General features: G+C 65.9%; 16 protein-coding genes. 8 read left to right on the forward strand and 8 right to left on the reverse strand.

The window, feature by feature from the left end:
- Positions 1 to 312 precede the first annotated feature (312 nt).
- Both ACH2A7_RS08860 and ACH2A7_RS08865 read right to left on the reverse strand, forming a co-directional pair.
- On the reverse strand, positions 313 to 2,574 hold the full coding sequence (locus ACH2A7_RS08860; RefSeq protein WP_394961460.1) for a family 65 glycosyl hydrolase domain-containing protein: 2,262 nt from the start codon (positions 2,572 to 2,574) through the stop codon (positions 313 to 315).
- 175 nt (positions 2,575 to 2,749) lie between these two features.
- The gene (locus ACH2A7_RS08865; protein WP_394961461.1) at positions 2,750 to 3,739 is read right to left on the reverse strand and encodes a LacI family DNA-binding transcriptional regulator; all 990 of its coding nucleotides are present in this window, start codon (positions 3,737 to 3,739) and stop codon (positions 2,750 to 2,752) included.
- Positions 3,740 to 3,997: 258 nt separating this feature from the next.
- On the opposite strand from ACH2A7_RS08865, the gene ACH2A7_RS08870 reads away from it, so the two are divergent.
- From ACH2A7_RS08870 to ACH2A7_RS08885, 4 genes are all read left to right on the forward strand, one after another.
- Positions 3,998 to 5,266 (forward strand): extracellular solute-binding protein, encoded by a 1,269-nt coding sequence (locus ACH2A7_RS08870; RefSeq protein ID WP_394961462.1) that lies wholly within the window; start codon positions 3,998 to 4,000, stop codon positions 5,264 to 5,266.
- 63 nt (positions 5,267 to 5,329) lie between these two features.
- Positions 5,330 to 6,649, forward strand: a complete 1,320-nt coding sequence (locus ACH2A7_RS08875) for a carbohydrate ABC transporter permease (RefSeq protein ID WP_394961463.1) — start codon at positions 5,330 to 5,332, stop codon at positions 6,647 to 6,649.
- Positions 6,646 to 7,530 (forward strand): sugar ABC transporter permease, encoded by an 885-nt coding sequence (locus ACH2A7_RS08880; RefSeq protein WP_394961464.1) that lies wholly within the window; start codon positions 6,646 to 6,648, stop codon positions 7,528 to 7,530. The genes ACH2A7_RS08875 and ACH2A7_RS08880 overlap by 4 nt, the downstream gene beginning before the upstream one ends.
- A gap of 16 nt (positions 7,531 to 7,546) precedes the next feature.
- On the forward strand, positions 7,547 to 8,848 hold the full coding sequence (locus ACH2A7_RS08885; protein ID WP_394961465.1) for an alpha-amylase family glycosyl hydrolase: 1,302 nt from the start codon (positions 7,547 to 7,549) through the stop codon (positions 8,846 to 8,848).
- 129 nt (positions 8,849 to 8,977) lie between these two features.
- On the opposite strand, the gene ACH2A7_RS08890 is transcribed toward ACH2A7_RS08885, so the two are convergent.
- The gene (locus tag ACH2A7_RS08890) at positions 8,978 to 9,982 is read right to left on the reverse strand and encodes an NAD-dependent epimerase/dehydratase family protein (protein WP_394961466.1); all 1,005 of its coding nucleotides are present in this window, start codon (positions 9,980 to 9,982) and stop codon (positions 8,978 to 8,980) included.
- Entirely contained in the window at positions 9,979 to 11,697 is a 1,719-nt protein-coding gene (locus ACH2A7_RS08895; protein WP_394961467.1) for an alpha amylase N-terminal ig-like domain-containing protein, read from the reverse strand. The genes ACH2A7_RS08890 and ACH2A7_RS08895 overlap by 4 nt, the downstream gene beginning before the upstream one ends.
- A 192-nt stretch (positions 11,698 to 11,889) precedes the next feature.
- On the opposite strand from ACH2A7_RS08895, the gene ACH2A7_RS08900 reads away from it, so the two are divergent.
- The 3 genes from ACH2A7_RS08900 to ACH2A7_RS08910 are packed head-to-tail and all read left to right on the forward strand — an operon-like array spanning position 11,890 to position 14,659.
- Positions 11,890 to 13,134 carry an HAD-IA family hydrolase gene (locus ACH2A7_RS08900; RefSeq protein WP_394961469.1) on the forward strand — a complete coding sequence of 415 codons (1,245 nt, stop codon included), beginning with the start codon at positions 11,890 to 11,892 and terminating at the stop codon, positions 13,132 to 13,134.
- A complete protein-coding gene (gene deoC, locus ACH2A7_RS08905; RefSeq protein WP_394961470.1) occupies positions 13,131 to 13,829 on the forward strand; it encodes a deoxyribose-phosphate aldolase in 699 nt (232 codons plus the stop codon). Before ACH2A7_RS08900 ends, deoC begins: the two co-directional genes overlap by 4 nt.
- Positions 13,826 to 14,659: an aldo/keto reductase gene (locus ACH2A7_RS08910; protein WP_394961471.1), complete on the forward strand. Its 834-nt coding sequence runs from the start codon at positions 13,826 to 13,828 to the stop codon at positions 14,657 to 14,659. The genes deoC and ACH2A7_RS08910 overlap by 4 nt, the downstream gene beginning before the upstream one ends.
- Before the next feature lie 71 nt (positions 14,660 to 14,730).
- Here ACH2A7_RS08910 and ACH2A7_RS08915 read toward each other — a convergent pair whose 3' ends face one another.
- From ACH2A7_RS08915 to ACH2A7_RS08930, 4 genes are all read right to left on the reverse strand, one after another.
- Positions 14,731 to 15,795 carry a hypothetical protein gene (locus ACH2A7_RS08915; protein WP_394961472.1) on the reverse strand — a complete coding sequence of 355 codons (1,065 nt, stop codon included), beginning with the start codon at positions 15,793 to 15,795 and terminating at the stop codon, positions 14,731 to 14,733.
- A 2-nt stretch (positions 15,796 to 15,797) separates the two neighbouring features.
- A complete protein-coding gene (locus ACH2A7_RS08920) occupies positions 15,798 to 16,418 on the reverse strand; it encodes a hypothetical protein (protein WP_394961473.1) in 621 nt (206 codons plus the stop codon).
- A gap of 103 nt (positions 16,419 to 16,521) precedes the next feature.
- On the reverse strand, positions 16,522 to 17,649 hold the full coding sequence (locus ACH2A7_RS08925) for an Ig domain-containing protein (RefSeq protein WP_394961474.1): 1,128 nt from the start codon (positions 17,647 to 17,649) through the stop codon (positions 16,522 to 16,524).
- 223 nt (positions 17,650 to 17,872) lie between these two features.
- Positions 17,873 to 20,287 carry an NPCBM/NEW2 domain-containing protein gene (locus ACH2A7_RS08930; RefSeq protein WP_394961476.1) on the reverse strand — a complete coding sequence of 805 codons (2,415 nt, stop codon included), beginning with the start codon at positions 20,285 to 20,287 and terminating at the stop codon, positions 17,873 to 17,875.
- Positions 20,288 to 20,577: 290 nt separating this feature from the next.
- Between ACH2A7_RS08930 and ACH2A7_RS08935 the strand changes: the two genes are divergently transcribed.
- Positions 20,578 to 24,231 (forward strand): hypothetical protein, encoded by a 3,654-nt coding sequence (locus ACH2A7_RS08935; protein ID WP_394961477.1) that lies wholly within the window; start codon positions 20,578 to 20,580, stop codon positions 24,229 to 24,231.
- Positions 24,232 to 24,254 lie beyond the last annotated feature (23 nt).

A 24,254-nucleotide genomic window follows, 5' to 3' on the forward strand; every position in this document is an offset into this window, starting at 1 on the left:
GCGCCGGCAGCCCCGTCTTCGCGCGGCGGGGGCAAACAGGCGCTTCTGCTTTTTCTATCGACACAAACGCCGGAAAACATAAGGCCGGGCGGCCTTGCGGGGCGCAGGCCTGCCCCCTCCCCGCCCGCCGCCTTGTGTGCGCTGGCCGGCCGGCGGGGCCGTGCGGCAAAAAAGCGGAGCGGTGCGCAGCAATGCGCACCGCTCCGCCGGAACAGACAGAGGACGGCCCTCCGCCGGCCTGTGCGGACCGGGACAGGCAGCGAGATCTGAAGCCGCTTTGGGCCGCAGCTCTGGCCATAGCCAGTGAACTTCTCAGCCCAGGGGGCAGTCAAGAATGGTCTCCACCTTGTGCGAAACGCCGTCCACCTCGATCTCGAGGGGTTCGCCCTCCAGCAGTTCGCAGTGGAAGGCCCGGGCATTGAAGCGGATCTCCAGCAGCCGGCCCCGGTACACCAGGCGCATCTTCAGCTGCTTCCAGTGCTGCGGGCAGCGCGGGGCGAAAGCGAGCACGCCGCGCTGGTAGTCCATCCCCGCGAAGCCGTGGGCGAGGGCGATCCATGAACCCGCCATGCTGGTGATGTGCAGGCCGTCCTCGGTGTCGGCGTTGAAGTTGTCCAGATCAAGGCGCGCCGCTCGCTGGTACAGCCTGTATGCGTCATCGGCAAACCCGCACGCGGAGGCCACGGTGCTGTACATACTGGGCGACAGCGAGGATTCGTGGACGGTGAAGGGCTCGTAAAAACGGAAGTTTGCCTGCTTTTGCTCCAGCGTGAACCGATGAGGGAAATAGTAGAACGCCAGCACCACGTCGGCCTGTTTGATGAAGCAGGAGCGCAGGATGCGATCCCACGACCAGTGCTTGCACAGCGGCAGTTCCTCTTCGGGGATCCGGGAGGCGGGCACGAGCTCCTTGTCCATGAAACCGTCCTGCTGCATGAACAGCTTCGTCTCTTCGTCGTAGTTCAGATACATCTTTTCGGCAACTTCCCGCCAGTGCCGCGCCTCCTCGGCGGGCAGCGGATAGGCAAACTTTTCCACATATTCCAGCGCGTACTCGATGCACCATTTCGCCATATAGTTGGTGAGGAAGTTGTTGTTGACGTTGTTGTCGTATTCGTTGGGGCCGGTCACGCCCAGCAGCATATAGCAGTCCTTCCGCGGGTTGTAGCTGGCGCGGCACGCCCAGAAGCGCGCCACCTCCACCATCACATGAATCCCGAAATCGCGGATGTAGCTCTCGTCGCCGGTATAGCAGGTGTAGTTGTAGATCGCGTGGATCATCGCGGCGTTCCGGTGAAGCTCCTCAAAGGTGATCTCCCACTCGTTGTGACACTCCTCGCCGTCGAACGTCACCATGGGATAGAGCGCGCCGCGCATTCCGATCCGTCCGGCGTTCTCCTTTGCCTTGTCCAGGATGTTGAAGCGGAATTTCAGCAGGCTGAGGGCGATCTCGGGCGAGGCCGTGGCCAGGAACATGGGGAAGCAGTACCCTTCCGTGTCGTAATAGGCCGCGCCGCCGTACTTCTCGCCGGTGAATCCCTTCGGGCCGATGTTGAGCCGCTCGTCGGAGCCGTCGTATGTGCTCCACAGCTGAAACAGGTTGAAACGGATGCCCTGCTGGGCGGCAACGTCGCCCTCGATCTCCACATCGCATTTCTTCCAGCGGGCGCGCCACGCCTCGCTGTGCCGCGCCCGAAGCAGTTCCGCCCCGTCAGATGCCGCCCGGCGGAGGATTTCCGCGCCCGCTGCCCGCAGTTGGCCGCGCTCCATGTCCCGGGAGGTGACAACGCTCACGACCTTTTCAAGGCGCAGGGCCTCGCCGGGAGCGAGCTGTGCCTCAAACTGGTCGAACACGGCCCGCTCGCTCCGCACCGTCTCGCGGCGGACGTCGCCCTCCGCGCACCGGGTCAGGGCGGAAAAGCCCACGGCAAAGCGCGGCACGCCGAACGCATTCTCGATCGTCTCGCTCTCCAGATACAGCGGCGAGCCGGCCTCCACCGCGTTTACGTCCCAGAATTGTTCGCCGTAGTTGGCGTCGGCGTTCCGGACATTGGCGTCCAGACCTGTTTCCACCGCGACCGACGCGGTGCCGTCCAGCGCCTCCACCGCGTATTCCATGCAGGCGATCTGACGGATGTCGATGGAAAAGAAACGGGACGAGGTGATCCGCAGCCGGCCCCCCTCCTCGGTGCGCAGCACCATTTCCCGGTCCATCACACCGGTCCGCATATCCACCGTGCGGCGGAAGGTCTCGATGTCGGTGCGCGCCAGGTCCACCCTGCGCCCGTTTACATACAGATGGAACATCAGAAAATCCGGCGCGTTGATCACCTTGCCGTAATAGCGCGGATAGCCGTTTTTCCACCAGCCCACCCGGGTCTTGTCCGGCATCCACACGCCCGCCACATAGATGCCCTTCAGCGTGTCACCGGTGTAGTCCTCTTCGTAGTTTCCCCGCGCGCCCATGTATCCGTTGCCCAGACTCATGACCGCTTCCGTCGGGCGGTTCTCCCGGTGGTCCACCGAGGTCTGGATCAAACGAAAGGGGTCAAGTTCTGGCAGTATGCGTTTCAAAGTATCCTCTCCTCTCGCGATTTATTATCGATAATTTATCGATAATATGATAGTTACAGTTAACCACGGTCGCGAGAAAAAGTCAATATGCAATCCTGCAAAAAAACGGCGCTTCCTTTGGGCACAAAAGAAAAAACCGGGAGCCGTTGAAAATGGCTCCCGGTCAGGAAAGGCGTCAGGCGTTTGGCGGCGGCGCGGTGGATTCCCGCACCATCAGGCGGGGCGTTTCCACCACACGCGCCGCGTTTTTGTATTCGATCAGGTCTTTCAAACACATGAACGCGCGATAGCCCACATCCTTGATGTTGATGCGCACGGTGGTGAGGGTCGGTGAGATGTAGGTGGCGATGCGGATGTCGTCGAACCCGGTCACGCTCATGTCCCGCGGGACCTGAAGCCCCAGGGCTTTCAGGCGGCGGATGGCGCCGATGGCCATGAGATCGCTGGCGCACACCAGCGCGGTGACGCCCTTTTCCAGCAGCGCTTCGGCGCAGACGCCGCCGGAATGCTCGCTGAAATCGCCGTTCATAACAAGCGCGGGATCATAGGTCAGGCCCCCGAGGGTGATGGCGTTCAAGTAGCCGGCAAAGCGCTCGCGGCTGGTGTGGCTGAACTGTTCGCCGTTGATGAAACCGATCCGCTTGTGGCCCAGCTGGATCAGATGCGACACGACCATCCCCATGCCCAAAAGGTTGTCGGATGTCACGCAGGAGATCATCTTGCTCTCCACATAGTTGTCCACCAGAACGGCGGGATAAGCGATCCGCTCCAGCTGTGAAAAGAAGGAGCTGCTGTCGTTGGGGCCCAACACCAGGGCGCCTTCGAAGTGACCCTGCTCCATGATCTTATTATAGGAAAGGCTGTCCTCGTCCTCCAGGCTGCGGATGATCACCTCGTACCCGTATTTCTCCGCCACCTGTTTGAACGCGATCATTACCTCGTACAAGTAATAGGTGACGTGCGGCGCCTCCATGCGGCCCATGAACACACACGCCCGCTTTGAAAACCGCTGGCGCGGCCGGCCGGTGTAGCCCATCTCGGCAGAGGTCTCCAGGATCGCCGCGCGCGTCTCCTCGTTGATGTCCTCCGCGCCGTTGAACGCCTTGTAGATGGTGCTGACGCTCACGCCCATGCGGTCTGCCACGTCTTTCGCTTTTACACTCATGAGATCACCTGCCTTGGCAAATCGACGACAACTATATGAATCCAGATTAATTGTATCATAATTATCTACAAATTTCAATAACTTTTTTCTACGTTTTAATGAACATATTATCGATAAAATAGATTGATATTATCGATAAATGCTGGTAGGCTAATAGTGTCAGGCGGATGCGGGCGTGCAGTGCCCCGCATCCTGTGCCCATCGTATACCGCGGGCTTTCTGTTCGGGCCGCGGTAAAAATAAAGGAGGAGTATCACTATGAAACGTTTTGTGGCATTGCTTGCTGCAGCGGCCATGATGGCGACCCTGCTTGCGGGCTGCTCCCAGGCGCCTTCCGCACCGGCCTCTGCGTCCACTGCTGCTTCCGGCGGTGATGGGGCCGGCGGCACCATCGCCGTCTGGGCCGATCCCTCGTGCTATGCCTGGCTCGAGGATATGAGCGCCAAGTGGGAAGAAGCGACCGGCAACCATGTGGAGCTGACCGAGATGCCGATGGTGGACGGCGACTACAAGCACGCGCTGGACGGCCCCGCCGGCATCGGCCCCGATCTGATGTTCGGCCCGCACAACGATGTGGGTGACAAGAGCGCCCAGGGGATGTATGCCCCCATCGAGTTGAGCGAGGAGGCGCTGGCCTGCCTGGTGCCCTCCGCGGTGGACGCCTGCACCTTCAACGGCAATCTCTATGTGGTGCCTTTGTACATGAGCACCAACCTGCTGATCTACAACAAGGATCTGGTGCCCACCCCTCCCGACACCTGGGACGACCTGATGGCGATCATCAACGACCCGAAGTTCGATAACAACGGCGACGGCTCCCTGGGCTTTTTGTGCAACCTGGGCGACTTTTACAATTCCGCCGGTTTCCTGTGGGCCGCGGGTGGCTATATGTACGGCAACAACAACACCGACCCCTCTGACATCGGTCTGAACAACGAGGGGGCCGTGCAGGGCGCCACCTATGTGAAGGAACTGTTTGAGCTGATGCCGAAGGGCATGGGCGACCGCACCACCGCCAACGACCTGATGCTGGGTCTGTTCACCGAGGGCAAGGTGGGCATGATGGTGCGCGGCACCGACGTTCTCCCCTCGCTGAAGGAGGCGGGCATCAACTACGGCCTGGCCCGTATGCCCAAGCTGCCCAACGGCAACGTGATCGCCAACTACTCCGGCTTCACCGGCCTTGCCATGAGCGGCTTTGCCCATGAGCCGGAACTGGCCACCGAATTCCTGAACTTCATTGTGCAGGATCAGTACGCGGCCTCCTTTGCCGAGACCACCGGCCTGATCCCCTGCAACCAGAAGTACCTGGACGATAACAGCGCGACCGATGAGACCATCAAGGCGTTCAACGAGCAGATCCAGTACTGTGTGCCGATGGTGAAGATCATCGAGGGCAACCAGACCTGGGACCCGATGCACGCCGCCATGGGCTCGCTGGCCACCGGTGCTGACCCGAAGACCGCTCTGGATACCGCGGTGCAGCAGATCAAGGACAACATTGCCGCGCTGCACGCCGACAGCTGAGCACAGTATCGCCAAAGCATACCGGAACCGCGGTTCCGGTATGCTTTTTAAGGATGGGGTGTTATGAACCACAAAAAAACGAATCACAAGACCATTGCCACCCTGCTGGCGCTGATACCGGGCTTTGGCCACTTTTACAACAAGCAGTACTGGCAGGGCGGAGCGATCCTGACAATCCTGGCGGCCTATGTGTGTCTGACGATGAATACCGTGGTCCGGGGCACACAGGGCGGCGGCATCGCGGGCCTGTTCACGCTGGGCACGGTGCCGGGGCAGGATCATTCGCTGTTCTTTCTGGTGGAAGGGCTGCTTTCGCTCTTCTTGATCGCCGTGGGGCTGGGCATCTATCTGTTCAGCATTTATGACGCGCGCAAGAACGGCCGCCGGCGCGACGAGGGCGAGCCGCTTTACAGTATGCGCGATCAGTACAAGGCGGTCATGAACCGGGGCTTTCCCTATCTCATCATGGCGCCCGGCCTGATCGCGATGACGCTGGCCGTGGTGTTCCCGATCATCACCACGGTGATGATCTCCATGACCAACTACAACATCAACCATATGCCGCCCAAAAAGCTGTTCAGCTGGGTGGGGCTGAAAAACTACGCGGATATGTTCACAATGGATTCGTGGAAGAACGCGCTGCTTTACACCCTGTCCTGGACGCTGATCTGGACGGTCTGCGCCACACTGCTCACCATCGTGATGGGCATTCTGGTGGCGGTCACGGTCAACCAGAAGGAGATCCGCTTCAAGCGGTTCTGGCGCACCGTCATCATCCTTCCTTGGGCGGTGCCCGCGTTCATCTCGATCCTCATGTTCGCCGTGTTCTTCAACGACTCGTTCGGCGCGATGAACCAGCAGGTCATCCCCTTCTTTGACAAGCTGCTGCCTTTTCTGAATCTGCACACGCTGCCCTGGAAGACGCAGGTGGCCTACACCCGCCTGGCTCTGATCCTGATCCAGGGGTGGCTGGGTTTCCCCTACATCTTTGTCATGGTGACCGGTGTGTTGCAGTCCATCCCGGGCGACCTTTACGAGGCGGCGCAGATGGACGGCGCGAGCCGGTTCCAGCAGTTCCGCAGCATCACCCTTCCGTGGATCCTCTCCGCGACGGCGCCCGTGCTGATCACCCAGTTCACCTTCAACTTCTCCAACTTCAACATCATCTACCTCTTCAACAGCGGCGGCCCCGTCATCGCCGGGCAGCTCACCGGCGGAACGGACCTGCTGGTGTCGTGGGTCTATAAAATCACCACCGAAAGCGTCACCCGCGAGTTCGGCATGGGCGCGGCCATCACCGTGTTCGTCTCGCTCATCGTCATGGCGATCGCCCTGACGCAGTACGTCCGCACCGACGCATTCAAGGGAGGGAACGAGCAGTGAATTCAAAAACGCGCGGCAGCACGGCGCGCAAGGCCAAAGAGGGCCTGCGGGTCACGGGAATGTACGTTTTTCTCGTGGTGATCTGCGTCGTCATCATCTATCCGATCCTCTGGATCATCTTTTCCTCCTTCAATCCGTCCCAGTCGATGTTCTCCTCTACGCTGATCCCCAAGGAGATGTCCCTGAGCAACTATGTCTGGTTGTTCACCAGCCCGGACAGCGATTACCTGCTCTGGTTTTGTAATTCGATGAAGATCTCGCTGACCGTGATGGTGCTGCAGGTGGCGCTGGTGTCCTTCACCGCCTATGCCTATTCCCGGTTCTCCTTCCGGGGCAAAAAGTTCGGCCTGCTGATCTTCATGGTGCTGCAGATCCTGCCGCTGACCTCCGCGATGATCGCCTTCTACGCGCTGGGCATCCTGCTGGGTCTGGTGCAGAACCACGCCCACGCATACCTCATTGCCATTTATGTGGGCAGCGCCATCCCCGGCAACACCTACCTGGTGAAGGGGTATCTGGACAACATCCCCAAGGAGCTGGACGAGGCCGCGTATCTGGACGGCGCGGGCAATTTCACCACCTTCTTCCTCATTGTGATGCCGCTGGCCAAGCCCATCCTGGCGGTGCAGGCGCTGTGGGCGTTCATGACCCCTCTGCAAGACTTTGTGATCGCGAAACTCATCATCCGCGAACCGGAGCTCAACACCCTGGCGGTGGGCCTGCAGTCGTTTGTCTCCGGCAGCATGACCGGCGGCACCCAGATGCAGTTCACAAAGTTCGCGGCCGGTTCGCTGCTGATCGCCCTGCCCATCGCGCTGCTGTACATCTTCCTGCAAAAGTATCTCATCAGCGGGTTGACCGCCGGCGGGACCAAAGGCTGAAAGGAGTGGTATGACCATGGCGCAGACGACGCCGGGCTGGCTGCGCGCCAGCACCATTTACTGTGTTTATGTGCGAAGCTACGGCCCGAATGGAACGCTTCGCGAAGTGGAGGCGGACCTGGACCGCATTCAGGCCCTGGGGGCGGACATCCTCTGGCTGCTGCCCATCTGCCCTGTGGGAACGGTGAACCGCCTGGGAACGATGGGCTCGCCCTATTCCATCCGCGATTACCGCGCCGTCGCCCCGGAGTACGGCACGATGGAGGATTTCCAAAGCCTCTGCGCGGCGCTGCACGCCCGGGGGATGCGGTGCATGATGGACATCGTGTACAACCACACCGCCTGGGACAGCCTGCTCTTTGAAGAGCATCCCGACTGGTTCTACCGCACGCCGGAGGGGCGACTGGGGAACCGGGCCGGCGCCTGGACCGATATCATCGACCTGGACTATGACCGCCCCGGGCTGTGGGAGTACCAGATCGAGACGCTGTGCCGCTGGGCGCGGCTGGGCGCGGACGGGTTCCGCTGCGACGTGGCGTCCGCCGTGCCGGTGGAGTTCTGGCGCGCGGCCCGGCGGGCGGTAGCGCAGGTGAAGCCGGACGCCGTCTGGCTTGCGGAGAGCGTCCACGGCAGCTTTGTTCGGGATCTTCGGTCCCGGGGCTTTTATTGCGCCAGCGACGGGGAGCTGTACAGCGCGTTCGACGTCACCTACGACTACGATATCTTTCCCCGATTTGAGGCCGTGTTTGAGGGCACAGGCAGCATAGCGCAGTATCTGGAGGCGCTCATCGCCCAGGAGAGCACCTACCCCGCGAACTACCTCAAGCTGCATTTCCTGGAAAATCACGACCAAAGGCGGGCCGCCTCCTACCTGACGGACCCGCGGGCCCGCCGGATGTGGACCGCGTTCTTCTGGTGCATCAAGGGCGTGGGGCTGATCTACAACGGCCAGGAGGTGCTGGCGACCCACACCCCGAGTTTGTTCGAGCGCGAGCCGATCGACTGGCACTGCTCGCCGGAAGCGCAGGAGTATTGCGAGCTGCTGCGCCTTCTCACCGGGGTGAAAAAGCTGCCGGCGGCGCGGGAAGGGCTTTACTCGCTGGAGGCCGTCGGGCCGGACCGCTCCACAGCGGTGGTGCGCTACGAGGCGGGCCCCCGGCGGCTGTACGGCGTTTTCAGCCTTTCCCTGGCGCAGAGCCGGGTGCAGCTGCCGCTGGCCGACGGCGTATATCCGAACCTGCTGGGCGGAGAAGTCCGCGTGGAGGACGGTATGCTCGCCTGCGGTCAAGAGCCGGTGATCCTTTCCATTTCCGATTGACGCAAGCAACGTGGAACGCCCCGGGGGAACCTCCTCCGGGGCGTTTGCCGTGCCGCGCAAAGGGGACCCGCTTCTGCGTTTTCGCTGAAGCGGGTCCCCTTTGCGTTGTTTTTTCGCGTCCGCGGCGGGTCAGGCTTGGAATCGGGGCAGGGCGGCGTAGCCCCGCTTTGCCGCGGCGATGATCTCGTCCTCCCAGGTCTCGAGGCTGCTGTCGGGGATGCGCCCGGCCTGCTCCATCTCGCCGAACACGCGCCGCATCCCCTCCTCCAGAGTGATCTGCGGCTGCCACTCGGGCACGTCGCGGCGCAGTTTTTCGTTGGACGCATAGGTGTGCTGGCCGAAGATCTCGTAGCACAGCGAGAACCGCTGAGGGTCGATCTCCATCAGCTGCGCCAGGGGCAGGCCCACCATCTCCACCTGCCGGCCCAGCACGCGCATGGCGGTGCGGTGGTATTCCGCCCAGGTGGTAAAGCCCGTCTGGGTGAGGTTGTAGATCTGGCCGATGCAGTGCTGGCGGCCCATCACGCCCACAAAGCCGCGGGCGGTGTCCTCCGTGTGCATATACTGGTGCAGGATGTCGCCGTCGCCGCAGATCAGGATAGGCTTGCCCTTCTTGACCCGGTCGATCCAGGTGTGTTCGGTGGTGAGGCTGCGCAGCATCCCGCTCATGCCGCTGTACGACGTGCAGGGCTTCATGATGGTGACGGGGAAGCCCTCCCGGCGGAACGCCTCCAGATAGACCAGGTCCGCCGCGTGCTTGTTGATGCCGTATTCCGTGCAGGGCTCGAACCAGTCCTCCTCCCGCATGGGGAAGTGGCTGAAATTCTTGCCGTAGGTGCACACGGTGGAGGCGGTGATGAAATGCTTCACCCCGCGGAAGGCCTCCACGCTCACCTTCGCGTCCTGGGCGTTGAAGCAGGTCAGCTCAAAGGCCACGTCGGGGGCCAGGCGCTGCATGGTCTCGATGTATTCGCGCTCGTTGTGTCTGTCGCCCACAAGGCACTGCACCTGGTCGGGATGGCCCGGGCGCTCCGTGCGGTCGAAGCAGACGATGTCGTCATAGCCACGGCGCAAAAGTTCCCGAATGATATGCGTGCCGATATTTCCGTTTCCTCCGGTGACAACGATTTTCATAATACGACCTCCTGATCCTTTGCAAAGATCTGATATTCCATCGGCGCGAGGGAAACTGTCTTCTCCGCCCCGTCCTTCCATGTCAGCCGGCATTGCAGCGGCCGCTCGCCGCTGTTCCACACCAGGGTGAGTTCGTCCCCCGGGCAGGAGCGCCGGAACGCCAGTGCCGGCGGCCCCTCCACCCACACCGGTTCCACCCAGCGGAAATCCCCTTTCGTCAGCGCGGGATGCTCCCGGCGCAGTGCGGCCAGCGCCGTGTACAGCCGGAGCAGCCGTCTGCCCGTCTCGGTGGGGGGGTCAAAGCACATACAGCGGCGCGCCTGGATAAAATCGGCACCGGTCATGCCGGTCTCGTCGCCGTAATAGATCGCGGGCATCCCCACGAACAGGAACTGGAACACAGCGGACAGCGCCGCCGGCTCGAACCGGTCCTTCGCCAGGGTCAGCCAGCGGGCCGTGTCGTGGGAGCCCAGCAGATTGTACATACAGCGGGTCATGGGCGCGGGGTAGTGGGTCAGGATGCGGTCGATCTCCCGGCGGAAGCGGGCGCCGTCCATCGTCTTTTCAAGGAAGCAGGCGCGGCACAGCGACGCAAAGGGGTAGTTCATCACGGTGTCGAACATATCCCCCGCCAGATAGGGCTGCGCGTCGCCCCAGACCTCCCCGAGAATGAGGGCCTGGGGGTTGATCCCCTTTACCTCGGCCCGGAAGGCACGCCAGAAAGAGAGATCGATCTCGTTGGCCACGTCCAGCCGCCAGCCGTCGATGCCCATTTCGGTCCAATAGCGCGCCACCCGCAGCAGATAGTCCCGAACGTCCGGGTCCTCGGTGTTCAGCTTGGGCATATGGCGCTCAAAGGCGAACCGCTCATAGCTGTATTCGCCGTCCACCGCAAAGGGATACCGGTTGATGAAGTACCAGTTGTAGTACTCCGAGTCCCTGCCCCGGGCCATCACATCGCGGAACTGCGGAAAGGTGTCGCAGGTGTGGTTGAACACCGCGTCCAGCACCACGCGGATGCCGCGGCTGTGGCAGTCGTCCAGAAAGGCGCAAAAGTCCTCCAGGGTGCCCAGGCGGGGGTCGATGGAGAAATAGTCGTAGGTGTTGTATCGGTGGCAGGTATTGGAGCGGAAGATGGGGCACAGATACAGCGCGTTGATCCCCAGCGCGCTGAGATGATCCAGATGGTCGCGCATCCCGGCAAAGTTTCCGCCCAGAGGCTTGACGATGTCCGGCTCGCTTCCCCAGGCGGGGAAGGTCTCTCCGGTGGGGACCGGCTCGCGGCGCGCGAACGAATCGGGAAAGATCTGATAAAAGATCGCGCTTTCCGCCCATTCCGGCACGCGGATGGCGTCCCCCCGGTTCAGATAGGGCATCTGGAAACACGCCTCCGTGCAGCCCTCCGGGCTCCGGTGCGTCCCCTGCTCGTCCAGATACCACACCTCTCCCCCGGCGTCCTCCAGGCGGAAATAGTATTGCAGCCGCCGGTAGGGCGGCGTCACCTGCGCGCGGTAATAGGCAAACAGATCGTCTGTCAGAAAGCACTCCATCTCCGTGCGGGCATGCGGCTGGTCCTCCACATACTTGTCGAACCAGCACAGCGCGGCCCCGCGCAGATCGCCGCAGGCGGCCCGCAGAAGCAGCGTCACGGTCCCCTGTTCGTCAAAATAGGCGAACTCGTTGCGCGGACGATGGTAGATCGCCTCAGGATTCATGTTTTTTCTCCTTTTTATCGAAACTTTATCGAAGCGGATGTTGCCGCTTGATTCACCTATATAATCATAGCCTTTCCCGAGTGCCAAGTCAACGGGATATTTCAAAAAATGAGGGTTTTTATCGCTTTTTTATCGATAAATTATTGATAAAATCTCGAACCATTGCTATAATGAAGCAAAGGAGTGATGGAGATGCATCTTCGCGTTGCCGTTTTTGATCTGGACGGCGTCATCGTCAGCACCGACACATTTCACTTTGAAGCGTGGAAGCGCCTGTTCGCAAAGCGGTGGGGCATCGTCCACACCCCCGCGGCGGAGGAGCTGACCAAGGGCGTGGCGCGGTTTGAGTGCATGAAGCTGCTGGCGCGCTACTACGGCATCCGCGCCGACGAGGAGGAGCTTCACCGCGCGGCGGAGGAAAAGAATCGGATCTATCAGCAGCTGCTGCAGGAACAGCTCTCGCCGGCGAACATCCTGCCCGGCATTCCGCAGACGCTGGCACTGCTGAAGGAACGGGGCGTGCGCACGGCGCTGGCCTCGTCGAGCCGCAACGCGCCCTTTATCATAAACCGGTTGGGCCTGACGTTTGATTACTGTGTGGACCCGGCGGCGATCCCCCACGGAAAACCCGCGCCGGACATCTATCTGGCCGCGATGGATCATTTCGGCGTGTCGGCACAGGAGTGCGTGGGTGTTGAGGACGCGGTCAGCGGCGTGGCCTCGATCCTTGCGGCGGGGATGCCGGCCATCGGCATCGGGCCGGCGGTCATCGCCGCCCGTGCCGACGTCGTGCTGGAGACCACGGCACAGCTGCCGCAGACCTTTGAAGAACTTCTGGACGGCCCCCGGCAGCTGGACTGGGCGGGCGGCTTCTGCGCCGCGCTGGCCGCGCCCGCCCGGCTGCGCGCCCCCACGGAGCAGCGACGGCTGAGCCAGCTGACGGGATATTTTGAGGACCGGCGGGCGGCGGAGAATATCCTTGCGTCGGGCAGCGATCCGCTGGTGTATGAATACCACCAGCTGAACGCCCCCCGGGACCCGGGCGACGTCGCCTTTGGAGTGACCACCCTGTATCCGGGGGTGGTGGGCAGCGAGTTCTACATGACCAAGGGGCATTTTCACGGTGTGCTGGAAACGGGCGAGGTGTATTATGCCCTGCAGGGCAGCGGCCTGCTGCTGACGGAGGACCGGCACGGGCACACGCGCTGGCTCCCGCTGGCGCCGGGCCGGGCGGCCTATGCCGCGAAGGGGTTCGCGCACCGCATGGTCAACACGGGGGACGAGCCCCTGGTGTGCTTTTTCGCCTATCGCGCCGACGCCGGCCACGATTACAAAACGATCGAGCAGTCCGGGTTCCGGAAACTCGTGCTGCGCACCGAGGGCGGCGGCGTTTCGATCCAGGACAATCCCAAGAAAAAACAGGAGGAAGAAGTATGATGGATGTACAGCATTTGACGCCCGAAGCGCTCGCAGCGATCTTTGACCACACGCTGCTGCGCGCCAGCGCCAGCCTTTCCGAGCTGGCGCAGCTGTGCGCCGAGGCCCGGCAGTACGGGTTCGGCATGGTGGCGATCAACTCCGCCCCCGTGGCCTTCTGCCGCGGGCAGCTGGAGGGCAGCCCGGTGCATGTGGGGGCCGCCGTCAGCTTTCCCCTCGGGCAGACGACGCTGGACGTCAAGCTGTTCGAGACCGAGAAGGCCATCCGCGACGGCGCGGACGAGATCGACTATGTGACCGATCTGACCCATGTCAAGGAGGGCGACTGGAACGCCGTGGAGGAGGAGATGAAGCGCATCACGCGGATGTGCCGCGAGGCGGGCGTGATCTCCAAGGTGATCTTTGAGAACTGCTATCTGACCCGGGACGAGATCCGCAGGCTGGCACAGATCGCGCGGGAGGTGGAGCCGGACTTCATCAAGACCTCCACCGGCTTCGGGCCCTCCGGCGCGACGGCGGAGGATGTGCGCCTGATGAAGCAGACCGTGGGCGACCGCGTCCGGGTGAAGGCCGCGGGGGGCATCCGCAGCTGGGAGAGCTGCCGCGCGATGCTTGAGGCCGGCGCGGAGCGCATCGGCACCTCCAGCAGCATCCGCATCCTGAACGAATTCATCGCGTGGAGGGACCGGAAATGACCTTTGATTGCTCCATCGAACTGAACAACGGTGTAAAGATCCCTCAACTGGGATACGGCACAGCGCTCATCAGCGAAAACAGCGACGAGACCGTGCGCGCCGTGTCCACCGCCATCGAACTGGGCTATCGCCATTTCGACACCGCTTCGATCTATCACAACGAGCGGGAGGTGGGTCGGGCCGTGCGGGAATGCGGCCTGCCCCGCAGTGAACTGTTCGTGACCACGAAGCTGTGGACCACGGATATGCGCGCCGCGCGCGAGTACGACGCGTTTCAGGAGAGCCTGGAGCGGTTGGGGCTGGATTATGTGGATCTGTATCTGATCCACTGGCCGGTGCGCGGACGCTACCAGCAGAGCTGGGAGGTGCTGGAGCGCATCCTGGAGCAGGGCCTGGCGCGGGCCATTGGCGTGAGCAATTTTAACCCCCATCACATCGACGATCTGATCGCGATGGGAGGGACGGTGCCCGCGGTGAACCAGTACCAGCTGCACCCGCAGATGTCCTGCCCCACGCTGCGCAGCTACTGCCGGAATCACGGCGTGCAGATCGAGGCGTGTCAGCCTCTGGGGCAGGGGCTGTATGTCGGGGATCCCGTGCTGAGCGAGATCGGCCGCAAATACGCAAAGAGCGCCGTGCAGGTGGTGCTGCGCTGGGAACTGCAGCACGGGATCGTCACCCTGCCCAAGTCCTCCCGGCCCGACCGCATCCGCGAGAACCGGGACCTGTTCGACTTCGAACTCAGTTCAGAGGATATGGCGGTGATCGATCACATGAACATAAACCGCAGCATCACCCCGGACGCCGACCCCGAGACCTTCACCTTCTGAGCCCGGTCGAAAAAACACAAAACAGGCGCCTGCCGCGGCAGGCGCCTGTTTTTGTGCTTCGTTCGCGGCGGTCAGCCCCGCTGGTCGGCGGCCAGCGCCCGCATGGCGGCGGCGTAGCGCTTGCGGCGGTAACTCACCGCTGCCGGCGTCACCCCTTTGAAGGCGGCGATGGTGGCGTCCCGCAGGGGGCGGCACAGCCGGGCCAGCAGCAGATGGCGCAGGGTGTCCGGCGCGGGGGGCGGCTGGAACACATACTCCACATACCCCCGCACGAAGACCCGCTGCCACAGCAGCGCCTCCTGCCGCTCCAGCAGGGCGCAGTAGGAGGCGGGGTCCACCTGGGGCGGCTCCGCCCGCATGGGGGCCAGCACGTCGTTGGTGAAGAACAGACGGGGGTACTCCGCCGCGTCCCGCTCGGCGAAGAGGGCGATGGCCCCCATCGCCTCCTGGGCCAGCTCCAGCTGCGCCAGCTCCGCCCGGGCGGCGGGGTCCTCCGGCTCGGGGGCCGGCTCCTCCTCCCCGTCCCGGTCCAGCGAGGTGACCCACCGGGCGGCGCTGCACCGGCGCAGCAGCCGCTCCACCTGCTCCCGGCTCACCCCCAGCAGGTCCGCCAGGGTGGCGTAGTAGCCCGGCGGCAGCTGCCGGGCGTCCAGCCCCAGCTTTTCGGTCAGGCGGCACAGCTCCTTCCACAGGTTCGTCTCCCCCCGGGTGAGGGGGCGCGCGCCCTCCTGCCGCTGCCCCTGCTCCCGGTTGGCCGCCCGGTGCAGGTCTTTTTCATAGATGGCGTCAAAATAGGCCAGAAAGGAGCCGCCCCGGTCCGGGTCGTACCCCTTCACCGCCGCCCGCAGGCTCTCGGCAAAGGCGCAGCTGTCGTACAGGCTCCGCCGCCGCCCCGCCCGGCTGTAACGGGCGTTCAGCAGTTCGTTCTCGTCCAGGGCAAGGGCGCTGTCCCGGCTTTGAAGGCGGTTTTCCACCTTCTGCAAAAACCCCTTCCAGCGCATCACCAGCAGATACAGGTCCTGCCACTGGGCGGCGTCCGCCAGCCGCTCCGCCGCCGGCCTGCGCCACAGGGGGTGCTCCTCGATGCGCCGGGCCAGTTCCTGCCGGCGGGCGTCCTCCCGCAATGCTTGCTCCATGCTCACGCCTCCCGGTCCGGGTGCAGCAGCAGCCGCAAAAAGGCCTGCCGGTCGGTCACGCCGGCCTCGGCGGCCAGGTCCACGATGGCGTCCAGCGTGAACAGGGCGCTCACGTCGTACTGGGCCGCGCCGGTCTGCTCCCCCGCCCGGCGGGTGATCTCCCGGTAGTAGACCCCCTTGATCTCGGCGCCCTCCAGCAGCTTTTCGGCGTAGTGCAGCGCCGAGGAGAGCACCAGCGGCCAGGTCTTTGTGCCGAAGGTGACGCAGGCGTAGTAGCAGGCGTCCGGCTCCATGCAGCCGGTGAGGGCCTCGAACAGGCCCAGCAGGGCGTTTTTCTGCTGGGTCTCCTCCACCGTCAGGTCGGTGAGGGCAAAGGGCAGGCCCAGCTCCTCCAGCTCCCGGCGGAAGACCTCCAGGTTCTCGCTGCGGGGGGCGTTGGTCTGGCGCACCGCGATGACCCGCACCTCGTCGCCGGGGCGGGCGGTGTCCTCGATGATGGGCACGATGGGGTAAAAGGCCGGCCGGGGCGGCCGGCGGGTGGCGTAGTTGGCCGGCAGGGCCAGCTGGCGCTGGATGGCGAAGTTGCTGTCCAGCGGGACGGCGGTGATGTAGATTCGTTTCATGGCATAGACCTCACAAACAGTGGGCGGCCCGGCGGGCCGCTCTTTGCTTCAGTATAGCAAAAACGCCGGGCCGTTTCAACGCGGCCCGGCATTTTTGACCCGGTCACCAGCAGCCGTTCTCACAGCCCAGCACGGGGCCCTGGCCCTTGATGACGATGTCGCCGCCGCACTGGTCGCAGGTGTAGCCCATGCTGCCGCCGCCGGGGATGATGATGTTCAGCGGCGCGTCGGTGGCGTTGCAGGCGTTGCGCCAGGCCTGGATCAGCTCATCCGAGAAGCTGTAGCCGTTGGTGGGCTCCTGGTACATCCAGTGCAGGCCGGCCAGGGCGCAGCTGCCGTCCGCCAGCAGGGTGGACTGATCCACCGGGCAGGTGCCGCCGGTGGCGGGGGCCTCGGGCACGGGGGTGGGGGCCGGGGTCTCCGGGGCGGGCGTCTCGGGCGCGGGGGTGGGCGCGGGGGTGGGCGCGGGCGCCTGGTTCCCGGGCGTCTGGGCCTCCGGGGCGGAGGCTTGCGGGGCGGAAGCCTGGGGCACGGCGGTGGCCGCGGGGGCGGCGGCCGGGGCGGTCACGGTGACGTGGCACACCGCGGAGAAGCCCCGGTAGCGGACGGTGACATCGGCGGCGCCCTCCGCCGACGCCTGCAGGGTGACGCGGCCCTCGCCGCTCACCGACGCGGTGACCACCGCCTCATCGCTGCTGGCGCAGGCAAGGCCCGCCGCCTCGGGAGCGGCCGCCTCCCGGGGGCTGGTGTAGACCGACAGCGCGGCGCTCTGGCCGGGGGCCAGGGCTTTGGAGGAGGCGGAGAGGCGCAGCCCCGTCACCGCCACCGTCACCGTCACCCGGGTCTCGCCGGAGAGGCTGCCCGCCTGGGTGCGCACCACGCACTCCCCGGCGCCCACGGCGGTCACGGTGCCGTCCTCGCTCACAGTGGCCACCGCCTCGTCGCTGGAGGTGTAGCGCAGCGGCTCGCCCGCCGCCCCCTGGGGCAGCAGCGCGGCGTTCAGGGCGGCGGAGCCGTCGCCGCCCGCCTCCAGGGCCAGGGACTCGGGGACGGAGATGCCCTCGGCCGCCGGCAGGGCGGGGGCGGGGCTGGGTTCAGCCTGGGCCGGCTCGCTGGCCGCCGGGGCAAAGGAGGCCGCCTGGGGGGCGTCGGGGGCGCCGGCGCAGCCGGCCAGGGCGGAGAGCAGCAGCAGGCAAGCCGCGGCCAAAGCGAAAGGTTTCATGCGTTTCATGGTGTTTCCTCTTTTCTTTTTTAGTGTTTTGGGCCCGCCCCGTCGCCGGGGAAGGGGCCCGATCGCTTACACCCTCTGTATAGGGCCGGCGGGGCGGGCAGTTAAAGAGAGGGAAAAACTTTTTTTCGAAAGTCCGCCCGCGCGGGCGGCAGCGAAAAGCGCGCCCCGGTCCCTGGGGGACCGGGGCGCGCCTGCGCATGAAAGGGGGTGGGCAGGAAGCCGCTCACAGCGGGTAGTGGGACAGCCGCGCCCCCGCCAGGCCGATGCTGCCCCAGGCGGAGGAGTTGTCCGGATCGGAGAGCAGGAAGCGGATGGTGAGCTGTTCGCAGCCCTGGAGATCTACCGAGAAGGGCGCGCTGCCGCTGACCATGGGCGAGGTGGAGGCAAGCAGAACGTCGTCGCCGTAAACTTCCAGATACATCGGCCCGCCGTTGGCGTCCACCAGCAGATCGCCGCTCAGGCTCTCGTACTCGCCGCCCAGGTAGAAGGTGGCGGACTGCTCTTCACGGTCGTAGTAGGAGAGGTAGCTCATCACCGAGTGGCCGCTGTCGCCGGAGGTGAAGTTCCCCTGCATCAGGTTCACGGTGCTCAGCCAGGCGCCCGGCTGGGGCGGCGGCAGGGTGGCCGTGTCCGCCTTGAGGCCCAGGCGGTTCTCCAGCGAGGCGCCCGCCAGGCGGGCCGAGCCGTCGGCGTTTTTAAAGATGATGGTCATCAGGTTGCAGCCGGCCAGGTCCACCTCCACGTCGCAGGGGGCGCTGCCGGCGGTGATCACCGGCGACTCGTAGACGCTGCGGCCGTCGGCGTAGACCACAAAGCTGCTCTGGCATTCGGTGTTGATGTGGTTGGAGTCGATGCCCCAGCGGCCCTTCAGCGTGTCGTACTTGCCTTCCAGCAGGTACTCCACCGCCTGATAGCCGGAGGAGGCGTAAAGGGCGCTTTCGTAACTCTCCCCGGTGTTGAAGGAGCCCGCCTCGGTGAGCGCCACCACGCCCTCGTCCAGGGCGTAGGTGGAGCGCCGGGCCAGGGTGTTGTCGCCGGCGGACGTGCCGACCCCGTCGAGGAACCCGAAGATGCCGGGCTGCTCCCCGGTGGGGAGATCGGTGCGCAGGCGGTTGGCCAGTTGCGAGAGCCACTGGGAGCCCAGCGACAGAACGCAGAACGCGGCGAAGACAAAGCAGAGAAGGATGATGCGCCGGTCCCGCTTGCGGGTGGCGGCGATGGCGGCCTGCCGGGCCGCTTCCGTCTGGCCGGCATTGGCCTGAGGGGCGGTGCTGGCCTGTTGGGCGGTGCTGGCCTGTTGGGCGGTGCTGGCCGGCCGGGCGGTGTTGGCCTGTTGGGCGGTGTTGGTCTGCCGGGCGGTGCTGGCCGGCCGGGCGGTATTGGCCGGCCGGGCGCGGCGGGCTTCCTCGGCGCGGCGGGCCTCCTCGGCCTGGCGGGCCTGTTCGGCGCGGCGGGCCTCCTCAGCCTGGCGGGCCTGTTCGGCGCGGCGGGCCTCCTCGGCACGGCGGGCCTCCTCGGCACGGCGGGCCTCCTCGGCACGGCGGGCCTCCTCGGCGCGGCGGGCCTCCTCGGCGCGGCGGGCCTCCTCGGCACGGCGGGCCTCCTCAGCCTGGCGGGCCTCCTCGGCCTGACGGGCCTCCTCCTTCGCGCGGCGGGCCCGCTCAAGGCGGCGGGCTTTCTGGCGCCGCCGCAGTTCCCGCTTGGAATCGTCGTCCCCCTGGCGGGCGGCCAGCGCCAGCCAGGCCTCCTGGTCGTCGCCGGGCTGCCGGGCCATTTGGACCAGGGCGGGCAGATCCGCCTCGGTGAGCCATTCGGGGTTCCGGGTGCAGGTGTCCAGCAGCAGGGCGGCCACCGAGGGCTCCTCCGCCGCCTGCCAGGCGCTTTGCAGCAGGGCCTGGGGCAGCGCGCCGCCGTTTTTCAGCGCCTCCAGTTGGAGCGAGGCGCAGCGGCGCAGCGCCTCGTCCTCCTCCGTCTGGCCCAGGGCGGCCAGCGTTTGCTCCAGCAGCTGCTCCGCCTGGCGGGGGGCGGTGCTGCGGCGGGCCACGGCGGTGTCGTATTTCAGCCGGGCCGGCCCCAGCCGGGCGGCGAGAAGCAGCATCGCCTCGCTCTCCGCCTCGTTGGCGGGGCAGCCGTAGCCGCGGTGCAGGTAATCCGCGCAGCGCAGCGCGGCGGCGCTGCTGCCCAGCTCGGTGGCCATGCAGCAGCGGGCGTAACTCTTTTCCGCGTCCTCCAGGGGGCCGGGCTGGGCGTACAGTTCCCCCAGCCGCAGATGGATGGCCTGTTTGTCCTGGGTGGTGTAGGGGGAAAGGGCGTTCCGCGCCCGCTCCAGCGCGGCGATCTCCCCCGCCGTGTCCCCCGCCGCCCGGCAGCGGTCGGCGTCCTCCAGGCAGGGGTCCCGGCCCTCCGCCTTTTCGTCGGCGGCGGGGCGGCCCTCCCGGGCCTCCAGTTCCTGCCGGGCCGCCTCACTGCCGGCGTCCCGGGCCTTGCGCAGGTATTTCAAACAGACCTCCTCGTCCGGCTGCACCCCCTTGCCCAGGCGGTAGCACTGGGCCAGGGCGTACAGGGCGTCGGGGCTCTCCTCGTCAAACGTGGGATCTTCCAGCAGGTCGTCCAGCGTCAGTTCTTCGTATCGGTACATCTCTCGTTCCTCCTCGCATCCCGGTGAGGGGACATGCTTATTATAGTGCAGACCGGCCGCCGGGCGCAATAGGGGGCGGCCTTTCGGCAGGTTTATAGGGCCGGGGCGCCGCGCAGTTAAAGGACTGAAAAAATTTTTTTGGGGGCCTTTAACTTCCTCGGGGCCGCGCCCTATATAAAAGAGGAACAGGCCGGGCGGCGCATTGAAATGGGGGCTTTGAATGCTATATAATGAGGAAAGTGAAAGGCGGCGACAGCGAGCGCCGCCCCGGCGGGAGGCTTGCAGAGAAAATGGAAGAAAAGATCTCGAAAGAGGCGAGGATGGAACTGCACAAGCGAGCGCGCTCCGACGCCGCCCACCGGGCGGAGGAGGAGGTGCGGGAGTACCTGCAGCAATTTTACTGCCGCATCATCCCGGAGGAGGAGTTCGAGGCCTTTCTCGGGGCCTGCGCGGAACTGGAGAACCACCGCCGGGACGGCGGCGCCCCCGCCGACGGGCGGCGGGCCGCCAGGCGGTTCCCCCCGCTGGTGGACCGCAAGACCCTGCTGGAGGAACTGGGGCTGCCGACGGCCACCGATGTCTCCCAGTCCGGCGCGCAGTTCGCCGCGGCGGTGAAGCGGGCGCTGGGGGGCGGCTTTTCCGCCGCCGACCGCCGGCGCATCGTCCAGTGCTTTGACCTGGCGGGGCTGTTCAAGGTGGGCTCGCTGCTGGCGGATTTCGACGTGGCCGCCTACGACGTGTTCCCCCATGTGCGGGCGGCCTGCCCCGAAGGGGTGCGGGCCCTATGCCCCGACGGCGCCGAGGAGGACCGGCGGCAGCGCTGGCAGGCGCTGAACGCCCGGGGCAGCCGGGTGCGCAACGTCTGGTTCGGCCACCCCAACGCCCACACCTTCGCAAAGATGGACCCGAACCGCTGGCAGGCCGACGTGGCTGTGATGGAGACCCTGGTCTCCACCCTGCGCACGGAGGAACTGGCGGAGGCCGCCGACCGGGCCGCCGCCTGCCTGGCCCGGGCCCGGGCGCTGGAACTGGTGGGCGTGAAGACGCTGGCCCAGCGTGCGGGCTGCGGCGAGGCCGACGTCCTGGCCGCCCTGAAGGCGGCGGGCGTGGCCGTGGAGGAGGGAACGTACTGCGGCGTGGAGGCGGAACTGATCTCCCGCGTGGGCGGCTATGCGCGGGCCCGGGAGCAGGAGCGCCGGGGCCGGCAGCTGCAGACCGAACTGGAGCAGGCCCGCACCGAACTGGAGCGCCGGGCCAAAGCCGACGCCGGCCTGCAGCGCGTGCAGGAGCGGCTGTTCACCCAGAAGCTGTCCGCCGTGCCGCCGCTGGACCTGCTGGAAAACTACGCCGGCGGCACGCTGGACCGGCGCGCGCTGCAGGAGCTGGCCGCCACCCACCGCTTTCTGCTGGACGACAGCCTGCTGCGGCGGGACGACGAGCGCCGGTTCGTGGAGGGGCCGCTGCTGGACGCGCTGCGGCGGGCCGGGCGGGACCCCCGCCAGGCGCTGCTGGTGGAGGCCACCGCCCTCTACCGCCTCATGCGGGACACGGAGGAGCGGGAACGGCTGTACAGGGGGATGCTGCGCTGCGCCGGCGACGGCAGCCGCGCCGCTGAACTGGAAGAGCTTCAGCGCCGCCGCGAGCAGCTGACCCCCAGCAAAAACGCCTATCTCTTTGTGCGCAACAGCCTGAAGCTGGGTCCGGCGGGCTACCCCGACCCGGGCCGGAGCAACGACGCCGCGCTGCTGGAGTTTCTGGAGGACCACTGTTTTGAGCGCATCTGCGTGCTCACCGCCGGCCCCACGGCGCTGACCGGGCTGCTGGACCGGGAAAAGACCCCCTTCGCGGTGATCGCCCGGGTGAGCCGGGGCCCGGCGGGGGCCGAGGCGGAGTGCGTCTGCCGGGTGTTCCGGGCCAGCCTGCCCTTCGCCGGCGTGCGGCAGGACGACCCGCTGCTGCAGGGGCTGCGCCGCAAGACCGAACGGATGTACCGGCAGGCCCTGGACGCGGCCCAGCGGGCCCGCTGGCAGAAGGAGGACGTGCTGGGCGAGATGCACCGGATGGTGGCGGAGCGGGAGGCGGCGGTGCCCCTCTCCCAGCGGCCCGCCGCCCCGGCGGGGGCGTCCCGCTCCCGGGGCGCTGTCGCCCCCGGGCAGCCGTCCGCTGTCGATCCCGGGCAGCCGTCCGCTGGCGATCCCGGGCAGCCGTCCGCCGCTGCCCCCGATCCGTCGCCCGCCGACGATACCCCCCTGGCGCTGGCCCGGCCGGTGCAGCCGGGGGATGAGCTTTTCACCGAGGAAGGGCGGCCGGTGCGCCTTGCCGCGCCCCTCACCGAGGGGGGCGAGGCGGCCCGGGGCGGCGAGGGAGCCATCTACCTCTGCCAGGGGCAGCAGGGCCTGGTGGCCAAGATCTACCACCCCGACCAGCTGACGGCGGAGCGGCGGGACAAACTGCGGGCCATGCTGGCCCGCGACCCCGGCCTGCGGGGGCTGTGCTGGCCGGTGCACCTGCTGAACAACGGCGAGGGGCAGTTCGTGGGCTATCTCATGGAGCGGGCCCCCGAAGGGGCGATGCCCTTTTCCAAAACGGTGCTGAAGATCGGCGGCCGGGCGGTGCACGAGGAGCTGCTCAAGGGCTGGACCCGGCGGGACCTGATCCGGTCGGCCCTGCGGGCGGCGCAGCTGATGGACAGCCTCCACCGGCAGAATATCCTGATGGGCGACGTGAACGCCGGCAACTTCATGGTGGACCTGACCAACAGCGGCAGCGTCTGCATCGTGGACACCGACAGCTTCCAGTTCGGCGGCTATCCCTGCCCGGTGGGCACCGACGAGTTCACCTGCCCTTTTGTACGGCAGGGGGGCGAGAACGTGCCCCGGCCCCGGGGCCCGGTGCGCTACGGCAGGCTGATGCGCAGCCTGGAGGAGGAACAGTTCTCCCTGGCGGTGCTGCTGTTCGAGATCCTGTTCTGCGGGCTGAACCCCTTTGTGAACAAGGGCGAGGAGGATTTCCTCACCTGCATGCGGGAGCGCAGGTTCCCCTACGCCGCCCAGAACGGCGTGCCCTGGTCGGTGCCGGACGGCGACAACTGGATGATCTGGAAGAACCTGCCCGCCGCGGTGACCACCGCCTTCACCGACACCTTCGTGGCCTGGCGGCCGCGCAGCGCCGGCCAGTGGGCCAGGGTGCTGCGGCGGTATCTGGAACTGGTGGAGAAGGGGATCTTCACCGACGAGTTGACGCCGGTGAAATACCACGAATTCAACCGGGAGAACCCCTTCTTCGCGGACGTGCGCTGCCCCAGCGCCCTGTGCGGCCACCGGGAGTTCAACATGCCCCGGGAGCAGCTGGCGGGCATCGCCGCCTCCCGCTCGCCCCAGGGGCGGGACGCGCTGTTCTGCCGCTCCTGCCGCAGCTTCCTCGCCCTGCGGGGAGAGGAGCGCGCGGGCGAGACGGTGACGTGCAGCGTGTGCGGCAAGCCTTTCTACCCCACCATCCGGCAGGTGTTCTACCACGACGCCGACGCCCCCCAGTTCGCCGACGCCGCCTACATCTGCGACGACTGCGCCAACCCCACGGTACGCTGCGCCTGCTGCGGGCAGACGATGCGGGTGACCCGCCAGCGGCTGCTGCAGGCGCGGGAGAAAAAGTGGGACCTCTACTGCCAGGACTGCCTGCAGCCGGCGGAGGCCAGCTGCGCCTGCTGCGGCGCGCCGGTGAGCGTGCCCCGGTGGCAGCAGGCCCAAAGCGAGCGGGGCAGCCGGGTGCTGCTGTGCGAGCGCTGCAACAGCGCCGACACCCTCACCGCCCGGTGCGGCAGCTGCGGGCAGACCTTCGAGGTGGCGAAAAATGTGTTTATCGGGGTCCGGCGCGGCGGCAAAACGCTGCTGTGCCGCAGCTGCCTGCGGGGCAGCCGGCCGCCGCGGGCGCCCCGACCTGAGTGAGTTTGGGCATTGCCCGGAAAGGA

The sequence above is a fragment of the Candidatus Allofournierella merdavium genome (assembly GCF_944382735.1).
Classification (GTDB): Bacteria; Bacillota; Clostridia; order Oscillospirales; family Ruminococcaceae; genus Allofournierella_A; species Allofournierella_A merdavium.

Coding starts and splice junctions, on each gene's coding strand:
- ACH2A7_RS08890 (WP_394961466.1), bottom strand. CDS start 9,982: ATGAAAATCGTTGTCACCGGAGGAAACGGAAATATCGGCACGCATATC.
- ACH2A7_RS08925 (WP_394961474.1), bottom strand. CDS start 17,649: ATGAAACGCATGAAACCTTTCGCTTTGGCCGCGGCTTGCCTGCTGCTG.
- ACH2A7_RS08930 (WP_394961476.1), bottom strand. CDS start 20,287: ATGTACCGATACGAAGAACTGACGCTGGACGACCTGCTGGAAGATCCC.
- ACH2A7_RS08875 (WP_394961463.1), top strand. CDS start 5,330: ATGAACCACAAAAAAACGAATCACAAGACCATTGCCACCCTGCTGGCG.
- ACH2A7_RS08885 (WP_394961465.1), top strand. CDS start 7,547: ATGGCGCAGACGACGCCGGGCTGGCTGCGCGCCAGCACCATTTACTGT.
- deoC (WP_394961470.1), top strand. CDS start 13,131: ATGATGGATGTACAGCATTTGACGCCCGAAGCGCTCGCAGCGATCTTT.
- ACH2A7_RS08935 (WP_394961477.1), top strand. CDS start 20,578: ATGGAAGAAAAGATCTCGAAAGAGGCGAGGATGGAACTGCACAAGCGA.
- ACH2A7_RS08865 (WP_394961461.1), bottom strand. CDS start 3,739: ATGAGTGTAAAAGCGAAAGACGTGGCAGACCGCATGGGCGTGAGCGTC.
- ACH2A7_RS08920 (WP_394961473.1), bottom strand. CDS start 16,418: ATGAAACGAATCTACATCACCGCCGTCCCGCTGGACAGCAACTTCGCC.
- ACH2A7_RS08870 (WP_394961462.1), top strand. CDS start 3,998: ATGAAACGTTTTGTGGCATTGCTTGCTGCAGCGGCCATGATGGCGACC.
- ACH2A7_RS08895 (WP_394961467.1), bottom strand. CDS start 11,697: ATGAATCCTGAGGCGATCTACCATCGTCCGCGCAACGAGTTCGCCTAT.
- ACH2A7_RS08915 (WP_394961472.1), bottom strand. CDS start 15,795: ATGGAGCAAGCATTGCGGGAGGACGCCCGCCGGCAGGAACTGGCCCGG.
- ACH2A7_RS08900 (WP_394961469.1), top strand. CDS start 11,890: ATGCATCTTCGCGTTGCCGTTTTTGATCTGGACGGCGTCATCGTCAGC.
- ACH2A7_RS08910 (WP_394961471.1), top strand. CDS start 13,826: ATGACCTTTGATTGCTCCATCGAACTGAACAACGGTGTAAAGATCCCT.